Origin of the sequence: Devosia pacifica, from assembly GCF_014652635.1 — a bacterium.
Taxonomy (GTDB): domain Bacteria; phylum Pseudomonadota; class Alphaproteobacteria; order Rhizobiales; family Devosiaceae; genus Devosia; species Devosia pacifica.
Genome location: NZ_BMZE01000001.1, coordinates 651,377 through 673,233 on the forward strand (window position 1 = coordinate 651,377; position 21,857 = coordinate 673,233).

Sequence of the window (21,857 nt, forward strand, 5' to 3'; positions counted from 1 at the left end):
TCACGGTTTGCCCGTTCGAACCAGAGGGGTTTTCCACCTCTGCGGCCTCGTCTAGCGCGAAGAACGCCATCCCGATCGCTGCTGCAGGCGCATTACGTAGCCGATGACCTGCGCCACGGCGCGGAAGTGCTCTTCCGGAATCGACTGGTCAACATCCACACTCTTGAAGAGCGCTCGAGCAAGCGGCGGATTTTCCACGATCGGGACATCATGCTCCTTCGCCAGCTCACGGATCTTCAGAGCGATGGCATCGGCGCCCTTAGCGACGCAAAGCGGTGCTTGCATGGAATTGTCGTACTTCAGGGCCACCGCAAAGTGGGTCGGGTTCGTTACCACCACGGTCGCATCGGGTACCGCCGCCATCATCCGCTGGCGGGACCGCTCCTGGCGCAACTGGCGGATACGCCCTTTAACCTGCGGGTCGCCCTCCATCTGCTTGTACTCGTCGCGCTGCTCCTGGACGGTCATCATCTGCTTCTGCCACCATTTGTGGCGTTGGTAGAAGAAATCCGCGGCCGCGATGACCGTGATGACAAGCAACGTCGCTATGAAGATCTTGATACCGAGTTCCTGAAATTCTGCGAGGATGATGCGCGGATCAGCGGTCATCATCGTGTCGAGCCGGTCCCGCTCCGGCCAGACGACCAGGAACACGACCACACCGATAACGGTGATCTTGAACAAACCCTTGAGGAAGTTGACCAGAGCTTCCGATGAGAACAGGCGCTTGAAGCCGGAAATTGGCGAGACCTTGCTGAACTTTGGCTTCAGCGGCTCGAATGAAAGCAAAGGCTTGTGCTGCAAAAGATTAGCAGCCACGGCGCATGCAGAGAGGATGGCAAGCGGTACCAGTGCGATCAGCAGGATCGATTGGGTCAGCTGAGACACATACGTGCCGAATGCCGAACCGCCGATCTCGATGCGGTCTGCCTCGGCAATCAGCGCCTTCAGCTCCAGCATCAGCCCGGCGCTGGTACCCGGGGCCATCATTGCGAAAAGAACACCGGAGCCGAGAAGCATGAACCAGGTGGTCACCTCCTGGCTCTTGGCCACGTCGCCCTTCTTGTGAGCGTCCTCAAGCTTTTTCTGAGAGGGGTCCTCTGTCTTGCTGGACTGATCGGGGGCGTCGTCGCTCATCCGGCGCCCCGCAGCATCGAGACGTGCTGCTCAAACGCCGTGAGATACCACGTCATCATCATCACCAGCAGCAAGGCAAACAGCAGAATGCCAACGAAAATATTGGCCGGCATCAACACGAAGTAGACCTGAAGCTGCGGCATCAATCGTGCGAGTATGCCGGCCCCAAGGTTGAACACCAGACCGAAAACAATAAATGGCGCAGCCATTTGCACGCCCAGGTTGAATCCCTGCGCGATCACGTCAATCGCCATCTGCGCCGCGTCGTCGAGCATCAGGTCGGCGCCAGGCTCGAAGATCATGTAGCTGTCGATCAGGGCGGCGATCAGCAGGTGATGCAGGTTCGTCGCGAACACCAGTGCGACCGCCAGCATGGACAGAAAACCACCAAAGATCGCGCCCTGCTGCCCGCCCTGCGTCGGATCGGCAGTCTGCGCAATACCCAAACCCGCCTGAAACGCGATGATGGAACCGGCGACTTGCGTGGCCATCGTTAACAATCGCGTCAAAACACCAAGGATCAGCCCGATGGCGATCTCGCGCAGCATCGGCATCAAGAGACCCGCGAGATCGTTTGGAAGCGCCGGCAGCCTGTCGGCCAGCATTGGCTGCAAGACCAGCGCCAGAAGCAGCGCGAAGCTCAAGCGAATGCGCGCTGGGATGCTGCTTTCACCCAGGGCTGGCGCCAGCATCAGGAACGCACCCAGGCGAGCAAATAACAGCAGATAGGAAAACGCTAATTCAGGTAGCCAATCGAGAGCAATCGTCACTGTCAGCCACCGATGATGATCAGGTCGACGATGCGATCCATGTACGCCGCGATGGTCGCACCGAGAAATGGTAGCGACAGGATCATCGTGATGAAGATCGCGAGGATCTTGGGCACAAACACCAGGGTCATTTCCTGAATCTGCGTAAGAGCCTGGAACAACGCGATAACGACACCCACAAGCAGGCCCACCACCATCATCGGCAGCGACATGATCACCAGTACCCACACGCCTTCGCGAGCAATGTCGAGGACTTCAGCTCCTGTCATGGGTTCTGCTCCGGCCCTGCTGCAATGCAGGCACACTAACCGAGTCGCTAGATCGGCATGCGCATGATTTCCTCATAGGCGGAAATCACCCGATCACGCACCGTGACCATCGTTTGAACGGCCATTTCGGTTTCGGAGATGGCGGTCACCATGTCTACGGGACTGGCAACGCCATTGACCATGTCAAAGGCCATCTTGTCGGACTTGTCGCCCTGCGCCTCAACCTGCTGGATACTGTCCGTGAGCATCTTTGCGAAGTCGGGCGCACCGGCGGCGGCGCTAGTTTCATGCTGCGGACGCGCATTGCCGGAGATCAGCCTGGCAGCGTTGGAATAGGCGGCAGCGGCGGCGTTAAAAGGCGTGGCCATTAGGAGCTCCTAGCGTTGCGCGATCAGTTGCGCAGGATATCGAGCGTACGCCCGAGCATTTGGCGGGTGACGGAAACGACGTTGAGATTCGCTTCGTAACTGCGCTGCGCCTGGCGCATATCCATCGACTCGACCAGCGAATTGACGTTGGGATAGCGCACATACCCCTGCTCGTCGGCAGCTGGATGACCTGGCTCATAGCGCGTTGAAAAGTCGGACATGTCATAGGCAACGCGCCCGATGGCGACCTTGGTGGCACCAAGATCTCGATCGAGTTCCGCCTGAAATGTCGGCACGCGCCTGCGGTACGGGTCTTCTTCCGGGGTCTTGCCGGCGGAATCCGCGTTGGCGAGGTTTTCCGCGATGATGCGCATCCGCGCCGTCTGTGCGTGAAGGCCGGTCGCCGCAACCTTGAGTGACGAGTGAAAATCGGACATGCGGTCTCCCTAGTCTCAGGCCTGCCGGCCGAGGGCGTTTTTGAGGATCCTGACTGACTTCTGGTAGAGCGAGGTCGCGGCCTGATAGTCCATCAGGTTGCTTGTCACCTTCATCATCTCGTCTTCGAGGCTGACGCCGTTGCCTTCGGGCGTAACCTCGAAACTGTTCAGCCTGCGAGCATCATGCCCGCTGACGCTGCTCGAACTGACCGAGATGTGCATCGGGCGCGTAGTTCTCGTGCCCAGATCGGCACTCGAGACCTGCCCCAGGCGCTCGGAAAAGCTGTAGGGCGCCAGATCGCGCCCTTGATATCCCGGCGTATCCGCATTGGCGACGTTCTCCGCCAACAGCCCCTGGCGGGTCTGGTGCCAGCGCATCTTGTCGTTCAATGCTGCGAATATCGGCAAATCCATCAATGCCAAGGCATTCGCTCCCGTTCGCGGATCAATGGGCAAATCTTGCCCACCTATGGTTAAGCGCGGGTTAATTTCCCGGTCATTCCGCCGGCCGGCCTCGCAATTTGCACGTTTGTCGGTTTAGATGAGGCAAAAGCTGCCGTTCACCACTGCAAACAACAGAAAGGAACGCGGTCCGTGCAATTCCTGACCAGCCTTTTCGGGGGAATTGGCAATACCTTGATCACAGCCGGACTGGCACTGGGCATAGTGCTGGTGCTGATCCTTTTTGTGCTGTGGCTTTTCAAGTGGATCACGGGACGGTTCGGACGTGGACCGCAATTGCGTCAGAGGCGGCTCGAGATCATCGAGAGCCTGCCACTCGATACCAAGCGCCGAATGCTTCTGGTGCGGCGCGACGATGTCGAGCATCTCGTTATCACCGGTGGCACGACGGATGTGCTGGTAGAGTCTCGTATCACGCCGCCACGTGGCCAAAAGCCGCGCCAGAGCGGCGATGCTGCCGCTTCACGGTTCTCGAATGCCGCAACCGGGGCTGACCGCGACTCGGGCGCTCCCGATACCAAGAACGAGAGCAAACCGGGTCCGACTGTGTCGGCGTTCGAACGCATGCGCGACGTTTCTCCTACACCACGCGAGCGGGCGCCATCATCGCTTCGGCACACCGGGCTTCTGAGGCCGGTAACGCGCAGAGAGCATTCGGCACACTCTTCCGTTTCCGAGAATTCGCAACGCAGGTCCGACGACTCAGCTAAACAGAGTCAGCCCACAGAGCCCGGCACAGCGGATTTCGGTATTGAGGACGACGCCCGACCAGAAACGAAGAATCGCTTCGCAGACCTGCGATAGGCCGATTTTCCGCCATAGGCAGCTTCTGCTGCCTGTATTCGTCGTCGTCCTTGCCCTGGTGCCGCAACTGGCCTTTGGGCAGGATATCTCCGTCGACTTCGGCGATGACGGGACCCTGACTGAGCGCGCAATCCAGCTCATCGGGCTGCTTACCGTCCTGTCGCTTGCCCCGTCCCTGCTGGTGATGGTGACGAGCTTCACCCGTATTGTCGTGGTGCTCAGCCTGCTGCGCACGGCCATCGGCCTGCAAACCGCGCCGCCGAACTCGGTGATGGTGTCGCTCGCACTCTTTCTCACGCTATTCGTCATGGGCCCGACGCTCGAGCAATCCTACCAGCAAGGCATTGCGCCCCTGATAGCGGGCGAAATCGAGACAACCGAGGCTTTCGAGCAGGCAAGCCAACCCATTCACACCTTCATGCGGGCCAATGTCCGCGAGCGTGATCTCGAGCTGTTCTACGATATGGCGAATGCAACACCGCCGGCCGAGCCGGAGGATATTGAGATGCGGCTACTGATCCCTGCATTCATGATCTCGGAACTGCGACGGGCATTCGAGATCGGCTTTCTTCTGTTCCTGCCATTCGTCATTATCGACATGGTCGTCGCCTCGGTACTCATGGCGATGGGCATGATGATGCTGCCACCAGTCGTCATTTCCCTGCCGTTCAAGCTGATCTTCTTCGTGCTTGTCGACGGCTGGTATCTTGTCGCAGGGTCTCTGGTGCGCAGTTTCGCGGCGACCTGACTCAGGTCGCAGCCGGCTCTTCGGCGTCAACGCCGTCCGCCACGGCCTGCTGCGGCACCGCAGCCGGAACGCGCGCTTCGCCATAGGTGCTGCGATAGCTGTTGATGAAGGCATTGACGCTGTCGAGCGCCGCCACTTCCCGCGCCAATTGGCGGAATTTGAGGCTCGTTGTTTCGAGCGGGCTGGTAACGAAGTCGAACATCGGCCATTGCGGCGATGTCGCCATGCGCTCTCCATACTTTTCTCGCAAGCGGGACAAGCCGAATTCGTCATTGCCGAGCACGTAGCCGACGGCCGCCCTCACCACCTGCATGCGCGCTGCCTCATCAAGGTCCGCACCGGCATAAAGGGCTTCGATCTCTTCAGCAGCTTTCGAGCGACGGCCCGCGCGCCAGTGCGCATCTATGCGCAACTGCTCGACATCCCGACCGCTCAGGTCGCTCAGCACGTCGAGCGCGAGATCGTGCCGCTCACCGTCGATCAGGGCCCGCGCCTCAAGTATACGCCGCTTGCGTACGAGCGTTGCCGACAGGTTCGGCAGCCGCGTGGCGTTGAGAACTTCCAAAGCCTCCTGCGGCTTGCGATCCGCCAGGTAAAGCACCGCGAGATCAGCCGCAAGCTGGCTCTTGGCCGCGCCTTGCAGGCGATTGTTCAACTGATAGTCCAGCAGCTCTGCTGCCTGCGTCAACAGATCGATATCGACCAGCCGCCAGGCGAGATTCCGGATCATTTCGTCGCCGCGCGGTCCCGGCGGGGTCAACTGGCGGAAATCGTAGTAGAGCGCCAACGCCTCGACGGGCTCCAGAGTGTCGGCCCGACCATCGAGGAACAGTTCGCCGAACACTGTCTGCGCGCGCTGACGGAGCTCTTCGACCGCAGGATTATCGGGATGGTGCGCGACCGCCTGTTGCACCGTCTCGAACCCGGGCCTGTATTCGCCCGCGCGGAAATAGAGATCGGCCAGCATGCGCACCATATCGGCTTCCAAAGGTCCGCCACGCCACATCATCGATTCCGACGACAGGGTCTCGAGCGCCTTTGGCACATCGAGTTCGCCGCGTTCATCGAGGATACGCAGGGTCCGATAGATCGCTTCGGGGCGGGTGGGACGAACATCCGCTGCGATGACACGCCCATATGTGTCAAGCGCTTCCTCGGGACGATCGCGAAGTTCGGCGATCCGGCCAACGAGCAAATGATAAAGGCTCGCCTGGTCATCCGTCAGCCGGCCATCCTCGAGTGCTGACGCGAATTGCTCGGCGAGGTCGACATCCTCGACTTCTACCGCTGACCGCATCCCTGCCAGCGCAAACATCGTCTGAACCCACACCGGATAGGTGTCGATCACCTCGACCGCTATCAGCGCGTCCTGCCGTGCGCCACGATACTCTTCGGCTTCCGTACGCGCGATCGTGCGCCACACCAGCGCGTCTATATCGCCAAGAAACTGGGGAGAGGACAGAATGTTGAGCGCATCGTCGGCGCGGTATGCGAGGGTATCGGCGATGGCCCGCGTCATCAGCAACTCAGGGGTCACGGATTCGCCCGTGACATTGTTTTCGAGCACCCGCAGAACACCAAGCGCTTCCTGCGCATAGCGGTTCGCCACATAGAACTGCGCAAGCTTCAGGCGCGCCGCGTCGTGTTGCACGCCTTCGGCACCGGCAGCCGCGGTCATCAACTCGGAAAGCCGCTCATCAAAACGCACAGGATCCGCAGCATGCAATCCTTCAAGGTCAAGAAAATGCGAACGATCGATCCCGTCGCCTTCGAAGAACTGCGCTCGCGCCGTATCGCTTTCAGAGACCGTCAACCCACCCGGAGCGCTCAGCACAGCGTCGCGCTCGTTGATGTCAACGTCGACCTGCGGGTTCTTGGGCTTCACCACCAGGCCGTGGACGCTCTTCAAGGCAGAGAAATCGACATACTCGAGGGGACGCACGACGCCGCGTGAAGGCGCGTAGGCGGTCACCACTTGCAGCTCGTCGCCGACGTCAGGGTCCTCGAAGCGATGCACCCTGCCCGGACGCTCGAGGTCTGCATTGACGACAAAGAACCCGTCGGCATTCAGTGATCGATGCAATTCGACGGGTGCGGTCGGCGCCAGCAGAATGTCGCCGAGAGACAATACCCAGGCACGCCCTTCCGAGCCAAGCGTCGCCAGCCTGTCCTCAGCGAGGTCCATGCGCACAATTTGAACATCGGTCGAGGCGGTTGATTCAAAACCTGAAGCGACGCTCTCAAGCACCTCCGGCGACTCGGGTTCTAGGATGCTCGCACCAGTATCGAATAGCATCCACACGGTGTTGCCGCGACGGAACACGGCCGCAGGCACATCCTGCTCAAACGGAAACACCACTCGAACGGTATTGCCCACCACCTTGATCAGCGGCGTGATCGGCTCTTCGTTCAAGTCGCTTTCGAGATTGGCGACGGGCCCTTCAGCCAACGCCGGCGCCGCCCCGTTTAGCTGCGCCACCCGCTGCACGAGATCCTGCTGCGTAAGCTCGGGCAGTTCCGGACCATCAAGGTCGATATCGAGCAGATATTGCGTGGGAGAAGCCCTGAAGAAGCGCGGCGATACCCCCTCCGCCAGCTCCATCGATATGCGCGTACCATCCTCGGACGGCACGCTTGTCAGCGCAGCAATTTCCGGCGGAAGGTCACGCTGGATGTCGCCAAGCTCGATCGGCACCGGCCACTCAAAGCCGATTTCCGCGAAGCTCTCATCCTCGTTGAACACGGCCTCGGTGGGGACTGACCAGTCGAACTGCAGGCGAAGGAAGGTCGGGTTACGCCCCAGACGAACGGCGACCTGCGGTCGAAGCGCTTCGGCTTCACGTGCTTTGCGTTCCCGCTCGGCAGCAATTGCTGCCATTTCGGCACGTTCCGCCAATTCATCGATCACGGCCTGCGGCAGGGACGGCGGCATACCGCTCCACTCTTGCGGCAGCAGGTCGATGAACAGTCTCTCGCCCGCTTCAATGCTGTTTAGTCGGTAAGGCCGTAGCAATGCCACGCGGATGCCTGTGCTATCCGGGTCGGCCCGGGCGAGCGAAGCATAATCGCCGATCTCCTCGCCAACGTCCGGCACGACCACATCGACCGGATTGTCGAACTCGATCGAAAGGATGTTGTTTTCCATCCGCAGATCATAGTCGGGAAGTGACTGGCGCTCCTCGAAGGTCAGCACAAGCCGGGCAAAGCCATCTTCCGAAAATGCGGAGAAGCTGACATCCTCTTGAGCGCCTGCGGAGACAATTGTGCAAAGCAACACCGTCGTCGCGCCCATGGCACGCCGCACGAAGTTCCTGTCTGCCGTGATAGCAGCCTTCACCGACCGCCGCCCGCCTAACGCTACTCAAGGCGTTTTCGACGGATGCACGCATGGTGCCCGAAAACGCGGTTACTACTTGAGACAAAGGCTAAACTGGCCGACTTAACGTAGGCTTACTTCAACTTGTAAGCTTCAGACGTCATTGCCCGACAATTTGCGGCAACTCTTCGAGGTCCTGCGCCGAAAACTCGTCACGCGGAGCGGTACTGATATCGGCGATGGCCACGGTCAATTCCTGAGCCCGGGCGGGATTCATCTCCGCCAGAATCATTGCCATTTTGCGCGGCGCGATTGCCTTGGCGAGCGGCACCAGCACGCCTCTGTCGAGCTCGTTGAATATAGTCGCCGCATCTTTAGGGCGCATCGACTCGTACATGGAAACCACGCCGGTCAGCAGATCGGACTCCGCCGCGTCGCGCTCGGCGACCAGTTCGTCGATTCGCGCTTCAAGCGTTTCCATAGTCTGGGCCCGTTCCTCGATACGCTGCTCCGCAGCCTCGATCAGCGCCTCGCGCATCTCCAGTTCCTGCGCATAAGCCTCGAGTTCATTGCGCCGTTCGGCGAGACGATCCAGCAGCGTGCGCTCGGTCATGACGCCGTCGGCATCGCTCGACAGAGGGGTAAACTCGCCATCAACGTCAAGCGAACCGACTTCTGCATCCTGTTGCTCGGCGAGACACTCGGCTGAAACCACGCCCTGGTTCGGCAGGCCATCTCCACAAGCTGACTCAGCCTCCGGCCCAGCGGCTTCAGGTGTCTCATCGCCGGATCCTGCATCGACTGCCTCGCCGGCAGCCGCAGTTCCTTCCTCCGGCGCTTCTCCTGCTGCCTCCTCCCCGCCCTCAGCACCGGACGCCTCCGGTGCAGGCTGGCGCATTGTCGGGGCCTCGTCCTCGATCGTCACGCCGCCGTCTTCGATGGTCGGCGTTTCAGGCAGGCTGAGATCCTCCTGCGCCAGCACCAATTGCGGCGAAAGCACATAACCACCATTGGTAACGAGCGAGACTGTCTTGAGTGCAAGCAATGCACAGGTGGCGCCAACAACGACGGGAAGCAGCCTGATGGTTCTCACGCGGCCTCTCCACGGTTACGGCCATAGTCAGAAAGCTGCTGCAGCGCGGCCTGTACCTTGGTTGCTTGCGGTTCTGGCGGCGCGAGCGGCTGGCGCTGACGGGCGGCGCTGGTGATCTGGACGATGCGCTCCATCAGAGCCGTGCCGGCACTGACGTGATTGGCGAGTTCGACGCCAAAGCGGTCGGCTTCTTCGAGGCGAACGCTCAGCGTCGAGTCCGCTTCCTGCGCCGTAACCTTGAGTTCCTGGATGGCCCGATTTGCGAGATTGGTGGCATTAACGAGATCATTGACGATATCACGCAACTGATCCCGATCCTGATGCAGGCGCTTCAGGCGCGCGTTCAAGACGACGCAATAGCCTATTGTCAGCGCGAGAAGAATGGCAACGCTGCCTTCAATGACGAGCCCGAGGGGAAACGCTGACATTACTGGTCATCCTTTCTATCAATGTCCTCGAACGCCGCCATTGTGACTTTTGGCGCGTTGAGCGGACGGACCACGCGAACGGACACGTTGTCGCCGATATGGCCCATGATCGCTTGCGTGAGATCGACCCCTCCACAGCGAAGGCGGATTGGGTCGGTTGGCGCCCTGTCGAACATCACAGTTTCGCCGACCGCCAGATTCATCACGCGCGACAGCGGCAGATCCTGCTGATGCAAGACGGCCTCCAGCTCGGTATCGGCCTTGTAGATCTCGGTGGCCAGATGGCCTTCCCAGATCGGATCACGGCCAAACTTTTCACCCATGAACATCTGCAGCAGCTGTTCACGGATTGGCTCGATGGTGGCATAGGGCAGCAGGATTTCGACCTTGCCGCCGCGATCATCCATCTCGATGCGCAGTTCGATGAGAATCGCTGCATTGGCGGGGCGTGAAATTGTCGCGAAGCGCGGATTGGTCTCCATCCGCTCAAGCTTAAAGTTCACTTGCGTCACCGGCTCGAACGCGCGGTGCGTATCCTCGAGGATGACCTCGATCATCCGCCGTGCGAGAGCCATTTCGATCGTCGTGTAGGGACGCCCTTCAACCCGGATCGTGCCACCACTGCGGCGACCACCCAGCAGCACGTCGATCATCGAATAGATCAAGCCGGAGTCGATGGTCAGAAGCCCATAATTCTCCCACTCTTCCGCACGGATTACCGACAGGATGGCCGGAAGCGGGATGGAGTTCAGATAATCTCCGAACCGCACAGAAGAGATTGACTCGAGAGAGACCTCAACGTTGTCGGAGGTGAAGTTCCGCAGGCTCGTCGTCGAAAGGCGCACCAGCCGGTCGAAGACGATCTCCAGCATCGGCAATCGTTCGTAGCTGACGAGAGCCGAGTTGATGAGCGCCTGCACGCCAGTCAGTTCGACCGACGAGGCCGCACTCGAATCGAACCCCAGAAGGCTATCGATTTCATCCTGATTGAGCACCTTATCGGTGCCTTCACCTGCCGCTTCAGCTTCCTGCTGCGCCAGCATCGCCGCCCAATCGGCATCGGCGTCATCTTCGCCGGCCGTTGAGGACGATGCGTCGGAGCTCTCGATCTCGTCGAGGCTCCACTCATCACTGAGCTTGTCGCTTTCGTTCGCCATTATTGAACAAGCAACTCTTTGAACAGAATGCTCTCAACATGAGAGGGATAGATGGCGGTGTTGACCCGCCGCAGCAGTTCCTCTTTCAGCCGGTAGATGCCGGCGGACCCCTCAAGATCGCTGCGGCGCAGCTCGCGCAGATAGACCTGGAAAGCGTCGATAACCTTCGCCAGCTTTGGCTGAATTTCGGTCATGACCTCCTCACTGGCCACTTCCAGCGCGATTGTCATCTGCAGGTATGACTCGCCCTCTCCCTCATTGTTGAGGTTAACGGTCATGCTGGGCAGGTTGAAAATGAATGTGTCCGGGACACTAACCTCAGCGCTTTCGGCTGCGGCCTCCTCTGCCCCCGGTGACATGAAGAAGAACATCGCAGCGCCTGCGACAAGCACCACGGCCCCGGCAGCGGCACCCATGATGATCATCTTCTTTTTCTTGCCACCGGCCGGTTCGGCCTGCTGGACTTCTGCGTCTGTCGCCATGCTGAGCCCCCGCTCCACGGGACGATTCCAGTTCTGCACCAGCTAAGGCCTTCGTGGTTAACGTTTGGTTACACGAGGCAGAAATTGCCCGGCAGCTTTTGCCGCCAGGGCAGCAATGCGCCGGTAACCATAGCTACCGCGTCAGCACACAAGCCTTTGAATTTAATGGAAAACCATATTTGGCACGGTTCCTGCAGAACTGTGGATGAGCCAGCGCTTGGGGAAGTTAAGGCTCGGGGATTGGAGCGCAAGCTCCACAACGAACGGGGACCACATGATCGAGAATGCGCAGCTTATCGGCTTGTCGCGTCAGATGGCTCTGCGGCGGCAGATGGATGTCGTGGCCAATAATATGGCCAACCTGAACACTACCGGTTTCAAGGCAGAAGAGATTCTGTTCGCCTCTTACGACATGCCGGTTGCCAAGGACCGCGATTTCAAGCGGCAGGATCAACCGCTGTCTTACGTTCAGGATTGGGCGACGCGGCACGACCTGACCTCTGGCGCCATTGTCGACACCGGCAATGAACTCGATGTGGCGTTGATGGGTGATGGCTTTTTGGCCGTCGACACCCCGGCTGGCGAACGTTGGACCCGCTCCGGCTCGCTCCAGATCGACGCCACCGGCACCCTCGTTGACACCTCAGGCAATCCGGTGCTGGGCGACGGCGGGCCGATCGTGTTCGACCCCACCGAAACCGGCATCACCATCAGCGCCGAAGGCACAATCGCCACCGACCAGGGGCCGAAAGGTCGCCTTCGCCTCGTGGAGTTCGCGGACCCTCAGGAACTGACGCGCGAAGGCAATAACCTTTACGCCGGCGGTGCACCTCTACCTGCACAGGATACCGCTGTCATGCAGGGCTCGCTCGAGCGCTCGAACGTCTCCGGCGTCACAGAGATGGCCGAGATGATCCGAGTGCAGCGCGCCTACGAATCCATCGCCGGCCTGATGCGCCAGCAAGATGACCTGCGTCGTAGCGCCATCCAGCGCCTCGGCGACGCCACGGCCTGATCCGGAAGGGACACACCATGAAAGCTCTCTATATCGCGTCCACCGGCATGAGCGCCCAAGAGCGCAACGTCGAAGTCATCTCCAACAACATCGCCAACATGCGCACCACTGGCTTCAAACGCCAGCGCGCCGAGTTTCAGGATCTGCTTTACCAACAGGTCCGCCGCGCCGGTGTCGAGACCTCCGACAATGGCACCATGCTGCCCGCCGGCCTCGAGATCGGCTCCGGTGTCCGGACCGTTTCGACTCCGCGCGTTATGAGCCAGGGCGCCGTTCAGGCCACCGAGCGTGAGCTCGACGTCGCCGTTCGCGGCGAAGGCTTCTTCATGGTGGAACTGCCAGACGGCACCACAGGCTATACCCGCGATGGCTCGTTTAGCCTCGACGCGGATGGCCAACTTGTGAACTCCACCGGCTACCCCATCCAGCCAGGCATTAACGTGCCGCAAGATGCACAGTCGATCTCGATCTCGCCGACCGGCGTCGTCGAGATTCTGCTCGATGGCGACCCTGCCCCGGTCCAGCTCGGCCAGTTGCAGCTTGCCCGTTTCGTCAACAAGTCGGGTTTGTCCTCGCTCGGCGATAATTTGTTCGCTGAAACCGCCGCCAGCGGCGCCCCGCAGATTGGCGTCGCCAACACCGATGGTGCCGGCGATTTGCTCCAGGGCTTTCTCGAACAGGCGAATGTCAACTCCGTCACTGAAATCGCCGATCTGATCGCGGCCCAGCGCGCATACGAAATGAATGCTCGCGTGGTCTCGGGTGCTGATCAGATGCTTCAGGCCACCAGTCAGCTGCGTTGATGAGAGGAACCGGAACAATGATCCTGCGTACCCTGCTTCCCGCTTTTCTTGCAGCCTCGCTGGCAACCACCGCCTTCGCCCAGCCAACCCTGCGCCCGACGGTCTCCATCAACTCGGACCTCGTGACCCTTGGCGACATGTTCGAGGACGCCGGCGCTCTCGCAGCCCGTCCGGTCTTTCGCGCACCTGCAGTCGGCACGACGGGCACTGTGCCTGTCCAAGACATCGCCGCCGCCGCCAACCGTGCGGGACTCGACGCTTTTGATACAGCTGATCTCGCCGCTGTCACCGTCACCCGTCCTGCCACCGAAGTCGGCAGCGAGGCTCTGATCGAACTCATGACAGCTGACCTTACAGCACGCGGCATCGTCACGTCCGGAGTGACGCCGTCTTTCCAGTTCGAGGGCGGCTACCAGCCACAATTGGCGGATGCTGTAAACGAGCCGGCCCAGCTTTTGAGCCTGCGCTATCGTCCTGCGGATGGCAGTTTTGCCGCCCGCTTCACACTGTCCGGCCATGCCGAGCCACTCGACGTTTCGGGCACGCTCGACATGATGGTCGAGGTACCGCATCTCGCAGCCACACTGCCTGCCGGCTCGGTTCTCACCGAGGGCGATATCGAAATGCGTTCCGTCGCGCTCTCACGCCTCGGCACGGATGCTGTCGCACTACCGGCCGACCTTGTCGGCAAAGCGCTCAAGTCACGCAGCAGTGCTGGTATGCGTCTCGACATCGCCGATGTGGGCACCCCACTGCTGATTTCGCGCAACGAGCCGGTAACAGTCTACCTGCGTCGCGGTCCGATGACTCTAACCGTCAAGGGACAGGCCCTCTCTGGCGCTGCTCTCGGAGAGTCGATGCAGGTCCTCAATCTCGTTTCCAACACCGTCATTCACGCTACCGCCATCGCACCGGGCGCTGTCGAGGTCGACACCGACCCCGTCGCCATTGCCGGCCTCTGACCAGGATCCCGACCATGAACCTCATCAAGCTCACGACCCTCCTGGCAGCCACCGCAATGCTGGCCGGCTGCAACACGACGGACCGGCTCGCCAATGTCGGCAATGCACCGCCGCTGACGCAGATCAACGACCCGACGACCGTGGCCGGCTACCAGCCGGTGCGCATGCCGATGCCCGAGCCGATCCAGGACACCTATCAGCCCAATTCGCTGTATCGCACCTCTGCACGCGGCTTCTTTAAGGATGAGCGCGCACACCGGGTCGGCGATATCCTCACGGTCGTCGTGACAATCGATGATCGAGCCGCGATCGACAACCAGACGCAGCGCAGCCGCAACTCCACCAACTCCGCAGGAATGGGCGGAATTTTCGGGGCCGCGGTCACCAATCTCAGCGGCGGCTCGATCGAGCCTTCCGGCGCCATCGATATCAACTCGGGCGTTCAGGACACCGGCGCCGGCTCGGTTAATCGTTCGGAATCTCTCGAAACTTCTGTCGCCGCTGTCGTCACCCAGGTTCTGCCGAACGGCAACCTGGTGATCGAGGGTCGCCAGGAGGTGCGTGTAAACTTCGAAGTTCGCGACCTCATCGTCGCCGGCATAGTTCGACCCTCTGATATTCAGTCGAACAACACCATTCCGTCTTCGAAGATCGCCGAGGCACGCATTGCCTATGGCGGCCGCGGACAGATCACCGATGTTCAGCAGCCGCGTTATGGCCAGCAGGTGCTGGACGCCATCCTGCCCTTCTAGGCTTTCCAGATAAAGGCGGCTTTTGCATTCCCCCAATGGCGGGCCGCTTGTTGAGGGCGCAGTCTCCCCGGCTGCGCCCTTCCCCATTCCTGCCCAGAAGCCGTGTTTGGCTGTGCGCATCTCAAGGAGGCGACGACATGGCACTCGGCATCACCCTCGGCATAGCCATCGGCGCCGGTTTTGGAGTAGCGTTGGACAACATCCCGATGGGCATTGGGATCGGCGTCGCAGTTGGCGCCGGCCTCGGCGCTGCTTTCTGGACATGGAACAAGGATCGTTCCGGACGGTGATCGGGCGTGCCAAGCGCCCAGCCGATGGGCCTGCCCCTCTTCCAAATTGCGGCCCACTGTGGAACACACGACCGCAAACTTGGAGTTGCTGATGTCATTCGAAAAACTGGATGCCCTGGGCCGCCGGCTCGAATCCCTCGAACACGCCCTGTCGATCCTTGGCGCCGACGAAGCCACCCATATGGCCGTTGGTGGCGGCGAGAAACGGGCCGAGGCGATGGCCAATCTCGCCGGCATGTACCACACCCAGTCGACCGCCCCTGAGATTCGGGACTGGATAGAGGCAGCCAAGGCCGAGGATCTCAATGAGGACCAGACCCTTGCTCTCGGCGAGTTCGAGCGGTCCTATGTCAATGCCACCTGCCTGCCGACGGAATTTGTCGAACGCCGCACCGTGGCCACGATGCGCTCCGAGCAGCTTTGGCGTGAATTGAGAGCCCGCAACGACTGGGACAGCTTCCTGCCGGCACTTGAGGGGGTTGTCGATCTGGTGCGCGAAGAGGCGGCCCTGCGCTCTGACGCCCTCGGTCTGGCCCCGTATGACGCCCTGATGGAGCAATACGATCCGGGCAACCGCACCGAAACGCTCAATCCCATCTTCGCCGACCTCAAGGGCTTCCTCAAGGACTTCGTGCCGGAAGCTCTGGATGTGCAGGAGGAAAAGCTCAGCCAAAGGCCACTGAAGGCGCTCAAGGGTCCCTACAGCATTGAGAACCAGCGTGAGCTTGGCCTAGCCGCCATGCGCGCTGTTGGGTTCGATTTCACGCATGGCAGCCTCGCTGTTTCACATCACCCGTTCTGTGGCGGTGTGCCTACCGACGTTCGCATGACGACGCGCTATCGCACAGACCAGTTCCTGTTCTCCCTGATGGCGGTGCTGCACGAAACAGGCCACGCGCTCTATGAGCAGGGCCTCGACAAATCATGGTCACACTGGCCGCTCGGCAAGGCGCGCGGCATGGGCATTCACGAAAGCCAGAGCCTATTCGTCGAGATGCAGCTGGCGAGAAGCCCCGAGTTCTGGAGCTTCGCCTTACCGATGATCCACCAGTATATGGGTGAGGATGCGATCCCGGGCTGGGACGCGACGGATGTGCTTAACCAGGTCAACTTCGTCGAGCGTGGCTATATCCGCGTCGATGCCGACGAGGTCACCTACCCGCTTCACGTCATCCTGCGCTACGAACTTGAGCAGGATCTCGTTTATGGCAAGCTCGAGGCGGCGCAGATCCCGGAAGCCTGGGATGCCAAGATGACCGAGTATCTCGGCATTTCGACGATCGATGATCCGAAGGACGGCCCCATGCAGGACGTGCATTGGCCAGGCGGCGCCTTCGGCTACTTCCCCAGCTATACGCTCGGCGCAATGATCGCCGCGCAGCAATGGTCGGCGCTCGAAAAGAGCCTGCCGGATGCCCGTGAGCAGATCGGCAAAGGAGAGTTCGACGCGATCAATGACTGGCGCCGCCAAAACATCTGGCTGCAAGGCTCACGCTACTCGACGCCTGATCTGATCACTCGCGCGACCGGCGAACCACTGAATCCAGAGTTCTTCAAGGCGCATTTGCGCAAGCGCTACGGCCGCAACGGCTAACCTTGCGCGGCTTCCAGCGGAAGTCGGAGTGTAAAGGTCGTCTCCTGCTCGCTGGATGCAACGTCCAGCGAGCCTCCATGAGCGTGTGCGATCTCTGAGGCTATATATAGTCCTAACCCGAGCCCCTTGCCGCTCGAGCTGGCGCTACCACGACTAAATGGATCGAATAAATGCTCGCGGACCTCGGTTGGAATCTGTCGGCCGCCATTTGTCACGCGTACCTGCAGATCCTCTTCAGTGGTTTCAGCCGAGATGCGGATCGGTTCGTCGCTTGCGCCATGCGTCAGGGCGTTCGAGATTAGATTTGACACCAACTGCGCAACACGCTGCTCGTCGCAGGATACAGTGTGCGAAATGTTGAACGCGGTGTTTATTTCGTGCTCTGGATGACCGCTCCGCAGCTCCTCGATCACCTGCTGCAAGGTCCGCTCAATATCGGAGCTGTTGTTCACATTGAGCGACAGACCGTCACCCAGCCGGCCGCGAGCAAAGTCCAGCAGATTGTCCACCAACCCGGTCATGCGTACCACAGTGGACTGAATGAGCATGACAATACGCTGAGATCGCTCATCCAGCGGTGAGCGTGACAGCAAGCGGGCGCCGCTGCTGATGGAAGCAAGCGGGCTGCGCAGATCATGCCCCAGCACGGCGATGAACTGCTCCCTCAGGTCCCCGAACGCCTCGGCGTCGCTGAGCCGCGCCTCGCTCTCGGAGAGCTGACTACCGGCATCGAGATGCTGCGCGATCAGTTCCGCGAAGAGTCGGAACATCTCCCTGACCTCGGGCGAACTTATCTTCGCTGGCTCAGGATCGATCGCGCACAGCGTTCCAAAGAACGTTCCGTCCTCTAGCAGGATCGGGAAAGAGGCGTAGCTCTTGAAGTTGTACATCGCCGGAACAGGATGCGAGCGGTAGACGTCGTCGCCCGCAACGTCGTCGATCACCACCTCTTTGCGAAGTTCCCGCACGGTTTGGCATATGGTTGTCTCGATCGGCAATTCGTCTCCGGCTTTCAAACCGAAGGCGATACTGTCCATCACGTCGCAGGCGACCCACCGCTCGGCGGTAACGCGCGCTACGGCGGCGAACCCCATACCGGTAGTCTTGCACACCACGTTCAAGATTCGCGGAACGACATCCAATCGCCGTACCGCCTCTACACTACTTTGAAGTTCGTCGCTCATTACCTACCAGTGCAAACACGCACCGACCTCTGGGCTTTCTGCCCAGAGAAAACAGGTTAGCGCGCGATCGGCAAGTGCCTCGCCATATGGGTCGTGATCAGACGTTGATAGTATCGCTCGCCTGCAGCCCGGTGTTGAGCACTATGACCTTCGAGCCAACAGTGACACGGCGATGCAAATCTATGATGTCATGGTTGAACAACCGCACGCAGCCGCTGGACACCGACCGGCCGATGGAAGAAGGATCGTTCGTGCCGTGGATGCGATAGAGAGTGTCGCGCCCGTTATTGTACAAATAGAGCGCACGGGCTCCCAGCGGGTTCTCCAAACCTCCAGGCATGCCATTCGCCCATGGCGCGTTCACTTCCGGATTCTCCGCGATCATGTCCTTGGTGGGGGTCCAGCTTGGCCAGGTGCCCTTACGGCCGATATAGGCCTCGCCCTCATAGTCGTAGCCCGCTCTGCCGACGCCAACACCGTAGCGCACCGCCTGACCGTCACCGCGGGTGAGGTAAAGGAAGCGCGCGCCTGGATCGACGATGATTGTGCCCGGTAGTTCCGCAGTCTGGTACGGCACCACCTGACGCAGGAGCTGCGGGTCCACCGAGCCAGGATTGAAGGCCGGAACCGGATACGGCTCGGAAGGAATGGGGCCGTAAATCTCGCTGTACATCGGATCGACATAGGCCATCGTCTGCACCGGCATGGTGCGGCTGGAGGCACAGGCGGCGAGCGCGAACGGCATGAGCGCCAGAAAACCACGGCGGGAAAGGGATGAAGTCACTTGAAAAAACCCATCGGATGATGCGGACGGCAACTTAGCGCTAAACGGCAAACACTTTCCTAACCCAACACGCACACCGCTCGTCAACCACACCGCACGCTGCAAACATTTCGATTGTTTTCAAAGCTTTGCGAGCCGTGATCACAGTTGGGAGATCGCTAACTTGACTTGCGCATCTCCTTCGGTAGGCTTTGTGACAGCCGCAACACCCACAGGACGGTGAGACATGGAAATTCGTCTGAACGATCTCCGCATTTCGATCGCTCAAACGGATTCTGCTCATGCCTGCCATCACACTTGCGCGCCTCTCCTACGTTACGCCGGATAATCAACCGCTCTTTAGCGACCTCGATCTTTCGTTCGGACCGCTTCGCGCGGGTCTTGTCGGCCGCAACGGCACGGGGAAATCCAGCCTGCTGCGTCTGATTCTCGGTGAGCTTCAGCCTTTGTCTGGCACTGTCGGCGTCGACGGCTCGGTCGGCGTGCTGCGCCAGCACGTTCAGGTGGCAGAGACTGCTCGCATCGCGAACTATCTCGGTTTCGCCAGCCAGTTCGACGTTCTGGCGCGCCTCGAAAAAGGGGAAGGGAGCGTCGAGGATGCCGGCGTTGCCGACTGGACACTGATCGAACGGTATGAAGAGGCGATGCATCGTGTGGGCCTGCCCCCGCTCGACCCGAATCGTCTTTGTGCAACCCTGAGCGGCGGACAGCGCACCCGCGTTGCGCTGGCAGGCCTATGGCTAACGGAACCCGATTTCATCCTGCTCGACGAGCCCACCAATAACCTCGATGTGGATGGCCGCGCCGCTGTCGGTGACCTTCTGGCCGAGTGGAAAGGTGGCGCCATCGTCGTCAGCCATGATCGCCGGCTGCTGCAGCAGATGGATGAGATCGTAGAACTGACAAGCCTAGGCGCCACCACCTATGGAGGAAACTGGGACCATTATCGCCAACGCAAGACGCAGGAACTCGCCGCAGCAGAACACCGGCTTTCCACCGCCGAACAGCACCTTAAGGCCATCGACCAGCGCATTCAGGCACAGGCTGAACGAAAAGCGCGAAGTGATTCTGCCGGCAAGAAAAAGCGCGCACGTGGGGACCAGCCGAAAATGTTTCTCGATGCGCAGGCGAACCGGGCGGACGCCACGGCATCGCGGCAAGCGGGGATCGCTGGCCGGATGCGCGCCAAAGCCGACGAGCAAGCGAAAGCCGCGCGGGACGATATCGAAGTCTTGCAGCCGGTCAGCCTTAGCCTCCCCACCACTGGGCTACCGGCCGGCAAGCAGGTCCTTGAGGCTACGGATCTGACTGGCGGCCATGACGTCACATATCCAGCCATACGCAACTTCAACCTGCGCGTGAGCGGACCCGAGCGCATCGCCATCATCGGCGCCAATGGCAGCGGCAAGACCACGCTCCTCAAACTGCTGACTGGCGCGCTGAAGCCTATGAGCGGATCGGTCCGGGTCAGGGCTGAATTTGCCCTCCTCGACCAGAGCGTCAGCATCCTCGACCCAAGCCTGTCGGTGCGTGAGAACTACCGGCTGCTGCAGCCTGATGAGGATGAGAATGCCTGCCGCGCTGCTCTGGCGCGTTTGAAGTTCCGGGCCGAGGCGGCACTGCAACGGGTTGGCACACTCAGTGGTGGAGAGATGCTGCGTGCCGGTCTCGCGGTGACCATAGGATCAGCCCATCCGCCGAAGCTGCTGATTCTTGACGAACCGACAAATCACCTCGATCTCGACGCCATCCAGGCTGTGGAAGCCGGCCTCAACGCCTTCGATGGCGCGTTGCTGGTCGTCAGCCATGATCAGGCGTTTCTCGACAATATCGGCATTACACGCCAGATCGAGCTATGAAAAAGGCCCGCGATGATCGCGGGCCTTTTTCTATTCGTCGCGGTACACGCGTTCGCGGCGTTCGTGCATTTCCTGCGCCTCGAGCGACAAGGTTGCGATCGGGCGGGCATCAAGCCGCGCGAGACCGATTGGATCGCCGGTTTCTTCGCAATATCCGTAAGTACCATCATCTATGCGCTTCAAAGCCGCATCGATCTTGGAGATCAGCTTGCGCTGCCTGTCGCGGGTCCGGAGCTCCAGCGCCCGGTCACTCTCGGAGGACGCCCTGTCCGCCATGTCCGGATGATTCTGGCTCTCTTCCTGAAGGCTGTCGAGCGTTCCGCGGCTTTCGCGCAGAATGTCGTCCTTCCAGGTGTGCAGCTTGCGGCGGAAATACTCGCGCTGGCGAGCATTCATGAACGGCTCATCGTCAGTGGGCCGATAATCTTCAACGAGATCGTCAACTGGCATTAGTAGACTCAACTCCCATACGCCCCTCAAGGCGGCCTATATAGTCAAGCGCAGACGCCCGGGCAAGCAGCGTTCTCGCCCTGCCAACACCCTGCCCTTGTTTGACGCTGCAGCACATATAGTGGAATCGGCTGCACTTTTGTGACGCCGTGCTCATTCCGGGTAGTGCCCGTGCTTTGCGAGTTCGACCCGCACACGCAGTTCGATTTCGCCGATGAGCTCTGCAAGATCTTGCGGCGCTTCTTCGCCGGCTGCGCTCAGACGCGCCGCGATCCGCTGAAGCTGGTCAACACTCAGTCCGCCGGCAAGCACTGCCATTCGCATCTTCTCGAGGTCATCGAGGAGTTCGTGCCCTCGCCGTACCGCGCGCCGGCGTTGCTCCAGCGCATCTCCGGCTCCCTGCAAAGCAAGCAGAGCATCTATGCCGGTAGTGCCAGAAACAGGCGCAGTCTGCGCAGCGTGCCTGGCCGACGAGGACGTCCCGACTTCGAAACGCGCGCTGTCCTTGCCCCGCCCCGGCTCCTGCCGGCTCGAGATACGCGTTGCGGCGCGATATGCGTCAATCCTCACGTTTGCCCCTCACGGCTGCTGACCAGGCAAAACCTGCCGTATCATGGTTAATGCCAGTTTAATCCACCCGGCAATTTCTGCTCACCCGACCACCGGCAGACCCCGACCGCCTCAGTTTGAAAT

At 60.5% G+C, this 21,857-nt stretch carries 24 protein-coding genes; 9 read left to right on the forward strand and 15 right to left on the reverse strand.

Annotation, left to right across the window (positions count from 1 at the left end):
• Positions 1–51: 51 nt before the first annotated feature.
• Genes flhB through flgB form a run of 6 tightly spaced genes read right to left on the reverse strand, consistent with a single transcriptional unit; the run spans position 52 to position 3,395 of the window.
• Positions 52–1,137, reverse strand: a complete 1,086-nt coding sequence (gene flhB, locus IE127_RS03300) for a flagellar biosynthesis protein FlhB (protein WP_189423380.1) — start codon at positions 1,135–1,137, stop codon at positions 52–54.
• Positions 1,134–1,907: a flagellar biosynthetic protein FliR gene (gene fliR, locus IE127_RS03305; protein WP_189423383.1), complete on the reverse strand. Its 774-nt coding sequence runs from the start codon at positions 1,905–1,907 to the stop codon at positions 1,134–1,136. Before fliR ends, flhB begins: the two co-directional genes overlap by 4 nt.
• A 2-nt stretch (positions 1,908–1,909) precedes the next feature.
• Positions 1,910–2,176: a flagellar biosynthesis protein FliQ gene (gene fliQ / locus IE127_RS03310; protein WP_189423385.1), complete on the reverse strand. Its 267-nt coding sequence runs from the start codon at positions 2,174–2,176 to the stop codon at positions 1,910–1,912.
• Positions 2,177–2,223: 47 nt separating this feature from the next.
• Positions 2,224–2,544 carry a flagellar hook-basal body complex protein FliE gene (gene fliE, locus IE127_RS03315; protein WP_189423386.1) on the reverse strand — a complete coding sequence of 107 codons (321 nt, stop codon included), beginning with the start codon at positions 2,542–2,544 and terminating at the stop codon, positions 2,224–2,226.
• Positions 2,545–2,567: 23 nt separating this feature from the next.
• On the reverse strand, positions 2,568–2,981 hold the full coding sequence (flgC, locus tag IE127_RS03320; RefSeq protein WP_189423388.1) for a flagellar basal body rod protein FlgC: 414 nt from the start codon (positions 2,979–2,981) through the stop codon (positions 2,568–2,570).
• Between the two features lie 15 nt (positions 2,982–2,996).
• On the reverse strand, positions 2,997–3,395 hold the full coding sequence (flgB, locus tag IE127_RS03325; protein WP_244639985.1) for a flagellar basal body rod protein FlgB: 399 nt from the start codon (positions 3,393–3,395) through the stop codon (positions 2,997–2,999).
• Positions 3,396–3,575: 180 nt separating this feature from the next.
• Here flgB and IE127_RS03330 point away from each other — a divergent pair, with 180 nt between their 5' ends.
• Positions 3,576–4,247, forward strand: a complete 672-nt coding sequence (locus IE127_RS03330; RefSeq protein WP_189423391.1) for a FliO/MopB family protein — start codon at positions 3,576–3,578, stop codon at positions 4,245–4,247.
• Positions 4,248–4,272: 25 nt separating this feature from the next.
• Positions 4,273–4,995 (forward strand): flagellar type III secretion system pore protein FliP, encoded by a 723-nt coding sequence (gene fliP / locus IE127_RS03335; RefSeq protein ID WP_244639987.1) that lies wholly within the window; start codon positions 4,273–4,275, stop codon positions 4,993–4,995.
• Between the two features lies 1 nt (position 4,996).
• Here fliP and IE127_RS03340 read toward each other — a convergent pair whose 3' ends face one another.
• The 5 genes from IE127_RS03340 to IE127_RS03360 form a co-directional block, all read right to left on the reverse strand.
• The gene (locus IE127_RS03340) at positions 4,997–8,332 is read right to left on the reverse strand and encodes a tetratricopeptide repeat protein (protein WP_189423393.1); all 3,336 of its coding nucleotides are present in this window, start codon (positions 8,330–8,332) and stop codon (positions 4,997–4,999) included.
• A 139-nt stretch (positions 8,333–8,471) separates the two neighbouring features.
• Positions 8,472–9,404: a MotE family protein gene (locus IE127_RS03345; protein WP_189423396.1), complete on the reverse strand. Its 933-nt coding sequence runs from the start codon at positions 9,402–9,404 to the stop codon at positions 8,472–8,474.
• Positions 9,401–9,832 (reverse strand): DUF6468 domain-containing protein, encoded by a 432-nt coding sequence (locus IE127_RS03350; protein WP_189423399.1) that lies wholly within the window; start codon positions 9,830–9,832, stop codon positions 9,401–9,403. Before IE127_RS03350 ends, IE127_RS03345 begins: the two co-directional genes overlap by 4 nt.
• Positions 9,832–10,989: a flagellar motor switch protein FliM gene (gene fliM, locus IE127_RS03355; RefSeq protein WP_189423401.1), complete on the reverse strand. Its 1,158-nt coding sequence runs from the start codon at positions 10,987–10,989 to the stop codon at positions 9,832–9,834. Before fliM ends, IE127_RS03350 begins: the two co-directional genes overlap by 1 nt.
• Positions 10,989–11,471, reverse strand: coding sequence for a flagellar basal body-associated FliL family protein (locus IE127_RS03360; protein ID WP_189423405.1), 483 nt, complete (start codon positions 11,469–11,471; stop codon positions 10,989–10,991). The genes fliM and IE127_RS03360 overlap by 1 nt, the downstream gene beginning before the upstream one ends.
• A 277-nt stretch (positions 11,472–11,748) precedes the next feature.
• Here IE127_RS03360 and flgF point away from each other — a divergent pair, with 277 nt between their 5' ends.
• The 6 genes from flgF to IE127_RS03390 all read left to right on the forward strand — a co-directional run bounded on the left by flgF (position 11,749) and on the right by IE127_RS03390 (position 16,887).
• Positions 11,749–12,486, forward strand: coding sequence for a flagellar basal-body rod protein FlgF (flgF, locus tag IE127_RS03365; protein ID WP_189424662.1), 738 nt, complete (start codon positions 11,749–11,751; stop codon positions 12,484–12,486).
• A gap of 17 nt (positions 12,487–12,503) precedes the next feature.
• The gene (gene flgG / locus IE127_RS03370) at positions 12,504–13,289 is read left to right on the forward strand and encodes a flagellar basal-body rod protein FlgG (protein WP_189423408.1); all 786 of its coding nucleotides are present in this window, start codon (positions 12,504–12,506) and stop codon (positions 13,287–13,289) included.
• Between the two features lie 17 nt (positions 13,290–13,306).
• On the forward strand, positions 13,307–14,251 hold the full coding sequence (flgA, locus tag IE127_RS03375; protein ID WP_189423411.1) for a flagellar basal body P-ring formation chaperone FlgA: 945 nt from the start codon (positions 13,307–13,309) through the stop codon (positions 14,249–14,251).
• Positions 14,252–14,265: 14 nt separating this feature from the next.
• On the forward strand, positions 14,266–15,003 hold the full coding sequence (flgH, locus tag IE127_RS03380) for a flagellar basal body L-ring protein FlgH (RefSeq protein WP_189423414.1): 738 nt from the start codon (positions 14,266–14,268) through the stop codon (positions 15,001–15,003).
• A gap of 137 nt (positions 15,004–15,140) precedes the next feature.
• Entirely contained in the window at positions 15,141–15,293 is a 153-nt protein-coding gene (locus IE127_RS03385; RefSeq protein ID WP_189423415.1) for a glycine zipper domain-containing protein, read from the forward strand.
• A gap of 91 nt (positions 15,294–15,384) precedes the next feature.
• Positions 15,385–16,887 carry a carboxypeptidase M32 gene (locus IE127_RS03390; RefSeq protein ID WP_189423417.1) on the forward strand — a complete coding sequence of 501 codons (1,503 nt, stop codon included), beginning with the start codon at positions 15,385–15,387 and terminating at the stop codon, positions 16,885–16,887.
• Here the strand turns inward: IE127_RS03390 and IE127_RS03395 are convergent.
• Positions 16,884–18,071, reverse strand: a complete 1,188-nt coding sequence (locus IE127_RS03395; protein WP_189423419.1) for a GAF domain-containing sensor histidine kinase — start codon at positions 18,069–18,071, stop codon at positions 16,884–16,886. The two genes, IE127_RS03390 and IE127_RS03395, sit on opposite strands and share 4 nt — an antisense overlap.
• A gap of 97 nt (positions 18,072–18,168) precedes the next feature.
• Positions 18,169–18,855 carry a L,D-transpeptidase gene (locus IE127_RS03400; protein ID WP_244639914.1) on the reverse strand — a complete coding sequence of 229 codons (687 nt, stop codon included), beginning with the start codon at positions 18,853–18,855 and terminating at the stop codon, positions 18,169–18,171.
• 281 nt (positions 18,856–19,136) lie between these two features.
• On the opposite strand from IE127_RS03400, the gene IE127_RS03405 reads away from it, so the two are divergent.
• Complete coding sequence (locus IE127_RS03405) at positions 19,137–20,714, forward strand: ABC-F family ATP-binding cassette domain-containing protein (protein WP_189423421.1); 1,578 nt, start codon at positions 19,137–19,139, stop codon at positions 20,712–20,714.
• Positions 20,715–20,744: 30 nt separating this feature from the next.
• On the opposite strand, the gene dksA is transcribed toward IE127_RS03405, so the two are convergent.
• Together dksA and IE127_RS03415 are read right to left on the reverse strand one after the other, a co-directional pair.
• Entirely contained in the window at positions 20,745–21,164 is a 420-nt protein-coding gene (gene dksA / locus IE127_RS03410; protein ID WP_189423423.1) for an RNA polymerase-binding protein DksA, read from the reverse strand.
• Positions 21,165–21,317: 153 nt separating this feature from the next.
• Complete coding sequence (locus IE127_RS03415; RefSeq protein WP_189423425.1) at positions 21,318–21,734, reverse strand: flagellar assembly protein FliX; 417 nt, start codon at positions 21,732–21,734, stop codon at positions 21,318–21,320.
• Positions 21,735–21,857: the final 123 nt, after the last annotated feature.

What these genes read in the sequence shown, in the direction of transcription:
- flgG (WP_189423408.1), top strand. Translation starts at nt 12,504, where the DNA reads ATGAAAGCTCTCTATATCGCGTCCACCGGCATGAGCGCCCAAGAGCGC.
- IE127_RS03395 (WP_189423419.1), bottom strand. Translation starts at nt 18,071, where the DNA reads ATGAGCGACGAACTTCAAAGTAGTGTAGAGGCGGTACGGCGATTGGAT.
- dksA (WP_189423423.1), bottom strand. Translation starts at nt 21,164, where the DNA reads ATGCCAGTTGACGATCTCGTTGAAGATTATCGGCCCACTGACGATGAG.
- IE127_RS03405 (WP_189423421.1), top strand. Translation starts at nt 19,137, where the DNA reads ATGCCTGCCATCACACTTGCGCGCCTCTCCTACGTTACGCCGGATAAT.
- flgB (WP_244639985.1), bottom strand. Translation starts at nt 3,395, where the DNA reads ATGGATTTGCCGATATTCGCAGCATTGAACGACAAGATGCGCTGGCAC.
- fliM (WP_189423401.1), bottom strand. Translation starts at nt 10,989, where the DNA reads ATGGCGAACGAAAGCGACAAGCTCAGTGATGAGTGGAGCCTCGACGAG.
- fliE (WP_189423386.1), bottom strand. Translation starts at nt 2,544, where the DNA reads ATGGCCACGCCTTTTAACGCCGCCGCTGCCGCCTATTCCAACGCTGCC.
- IE127_RS03385 (WP_189423415.1), top strand. Translation starts at nt 15,141, where the DNA reads ATGGCACTCGGCATCACCCTCGGCATAGCCATCGGCGCCGGTTTTGGA.
- flhB (WP_189423380.1), bottom strand. Translation starts at nt 1,137, where the DNA reads ATGAGCGACGACGCCCCCGATCAGTCCAGCAAGACAGAGGACCCCTCT.
- flgH (WP_189423414.1), top strand. Translation starts at nt 14,266, where the DNA reads ATGAACCTCATCAAGCTCACGACCCTCCTGGCAGCCACCGCAATGCTG.
- IE127_RS03350 (WP_189423399.1), bottom strand. Translation starts at nt 9,832, where the DNA reads ATGTCAGCGTTTCCCCTCGGGCTCGTCATTGAAGGCAGCGTTGCCATT.
- fliQ (WP_189423385.1), bottom strand. Translation starts at nt 2,176, where the DNA reads ATGACAGGAGCTGAAGTCCTCGACATTGCTCGCGAAGGCGTGTGGGTA.
- IE127_RS03360 (WP_189423405.1), bottom strand. Translation starts at nt 11,471, where the DNA reads ATGGCGACAGACGCAGAAGTCCAGCAGGCCGAACCGGCCGGTGGCAAG.
- IE127_RS03390 (WP_189423417.1), top strand. Translation starts at nt 15,385, where the DNA reads ATGTCATTCGAAAAACTGGATGCCCTGGGCCGCCGGCTCGAATCCCTC.
- flgA (WP_189423411.1), top strand. Translation starts at nt 13,307, where the DNA reads ATGATCCTGCGTACCCTGCTTCCCGCTTTTCTTGCAGCCTCGCTGGCA.
- flgC (WP_189423388.1), bottom strand. Translation starts at nt 2,981, where the DNA reads ATGTCCGATTTTCACTCGTCACTCAAGGTTGCGGCGACCGGCCTTCAC.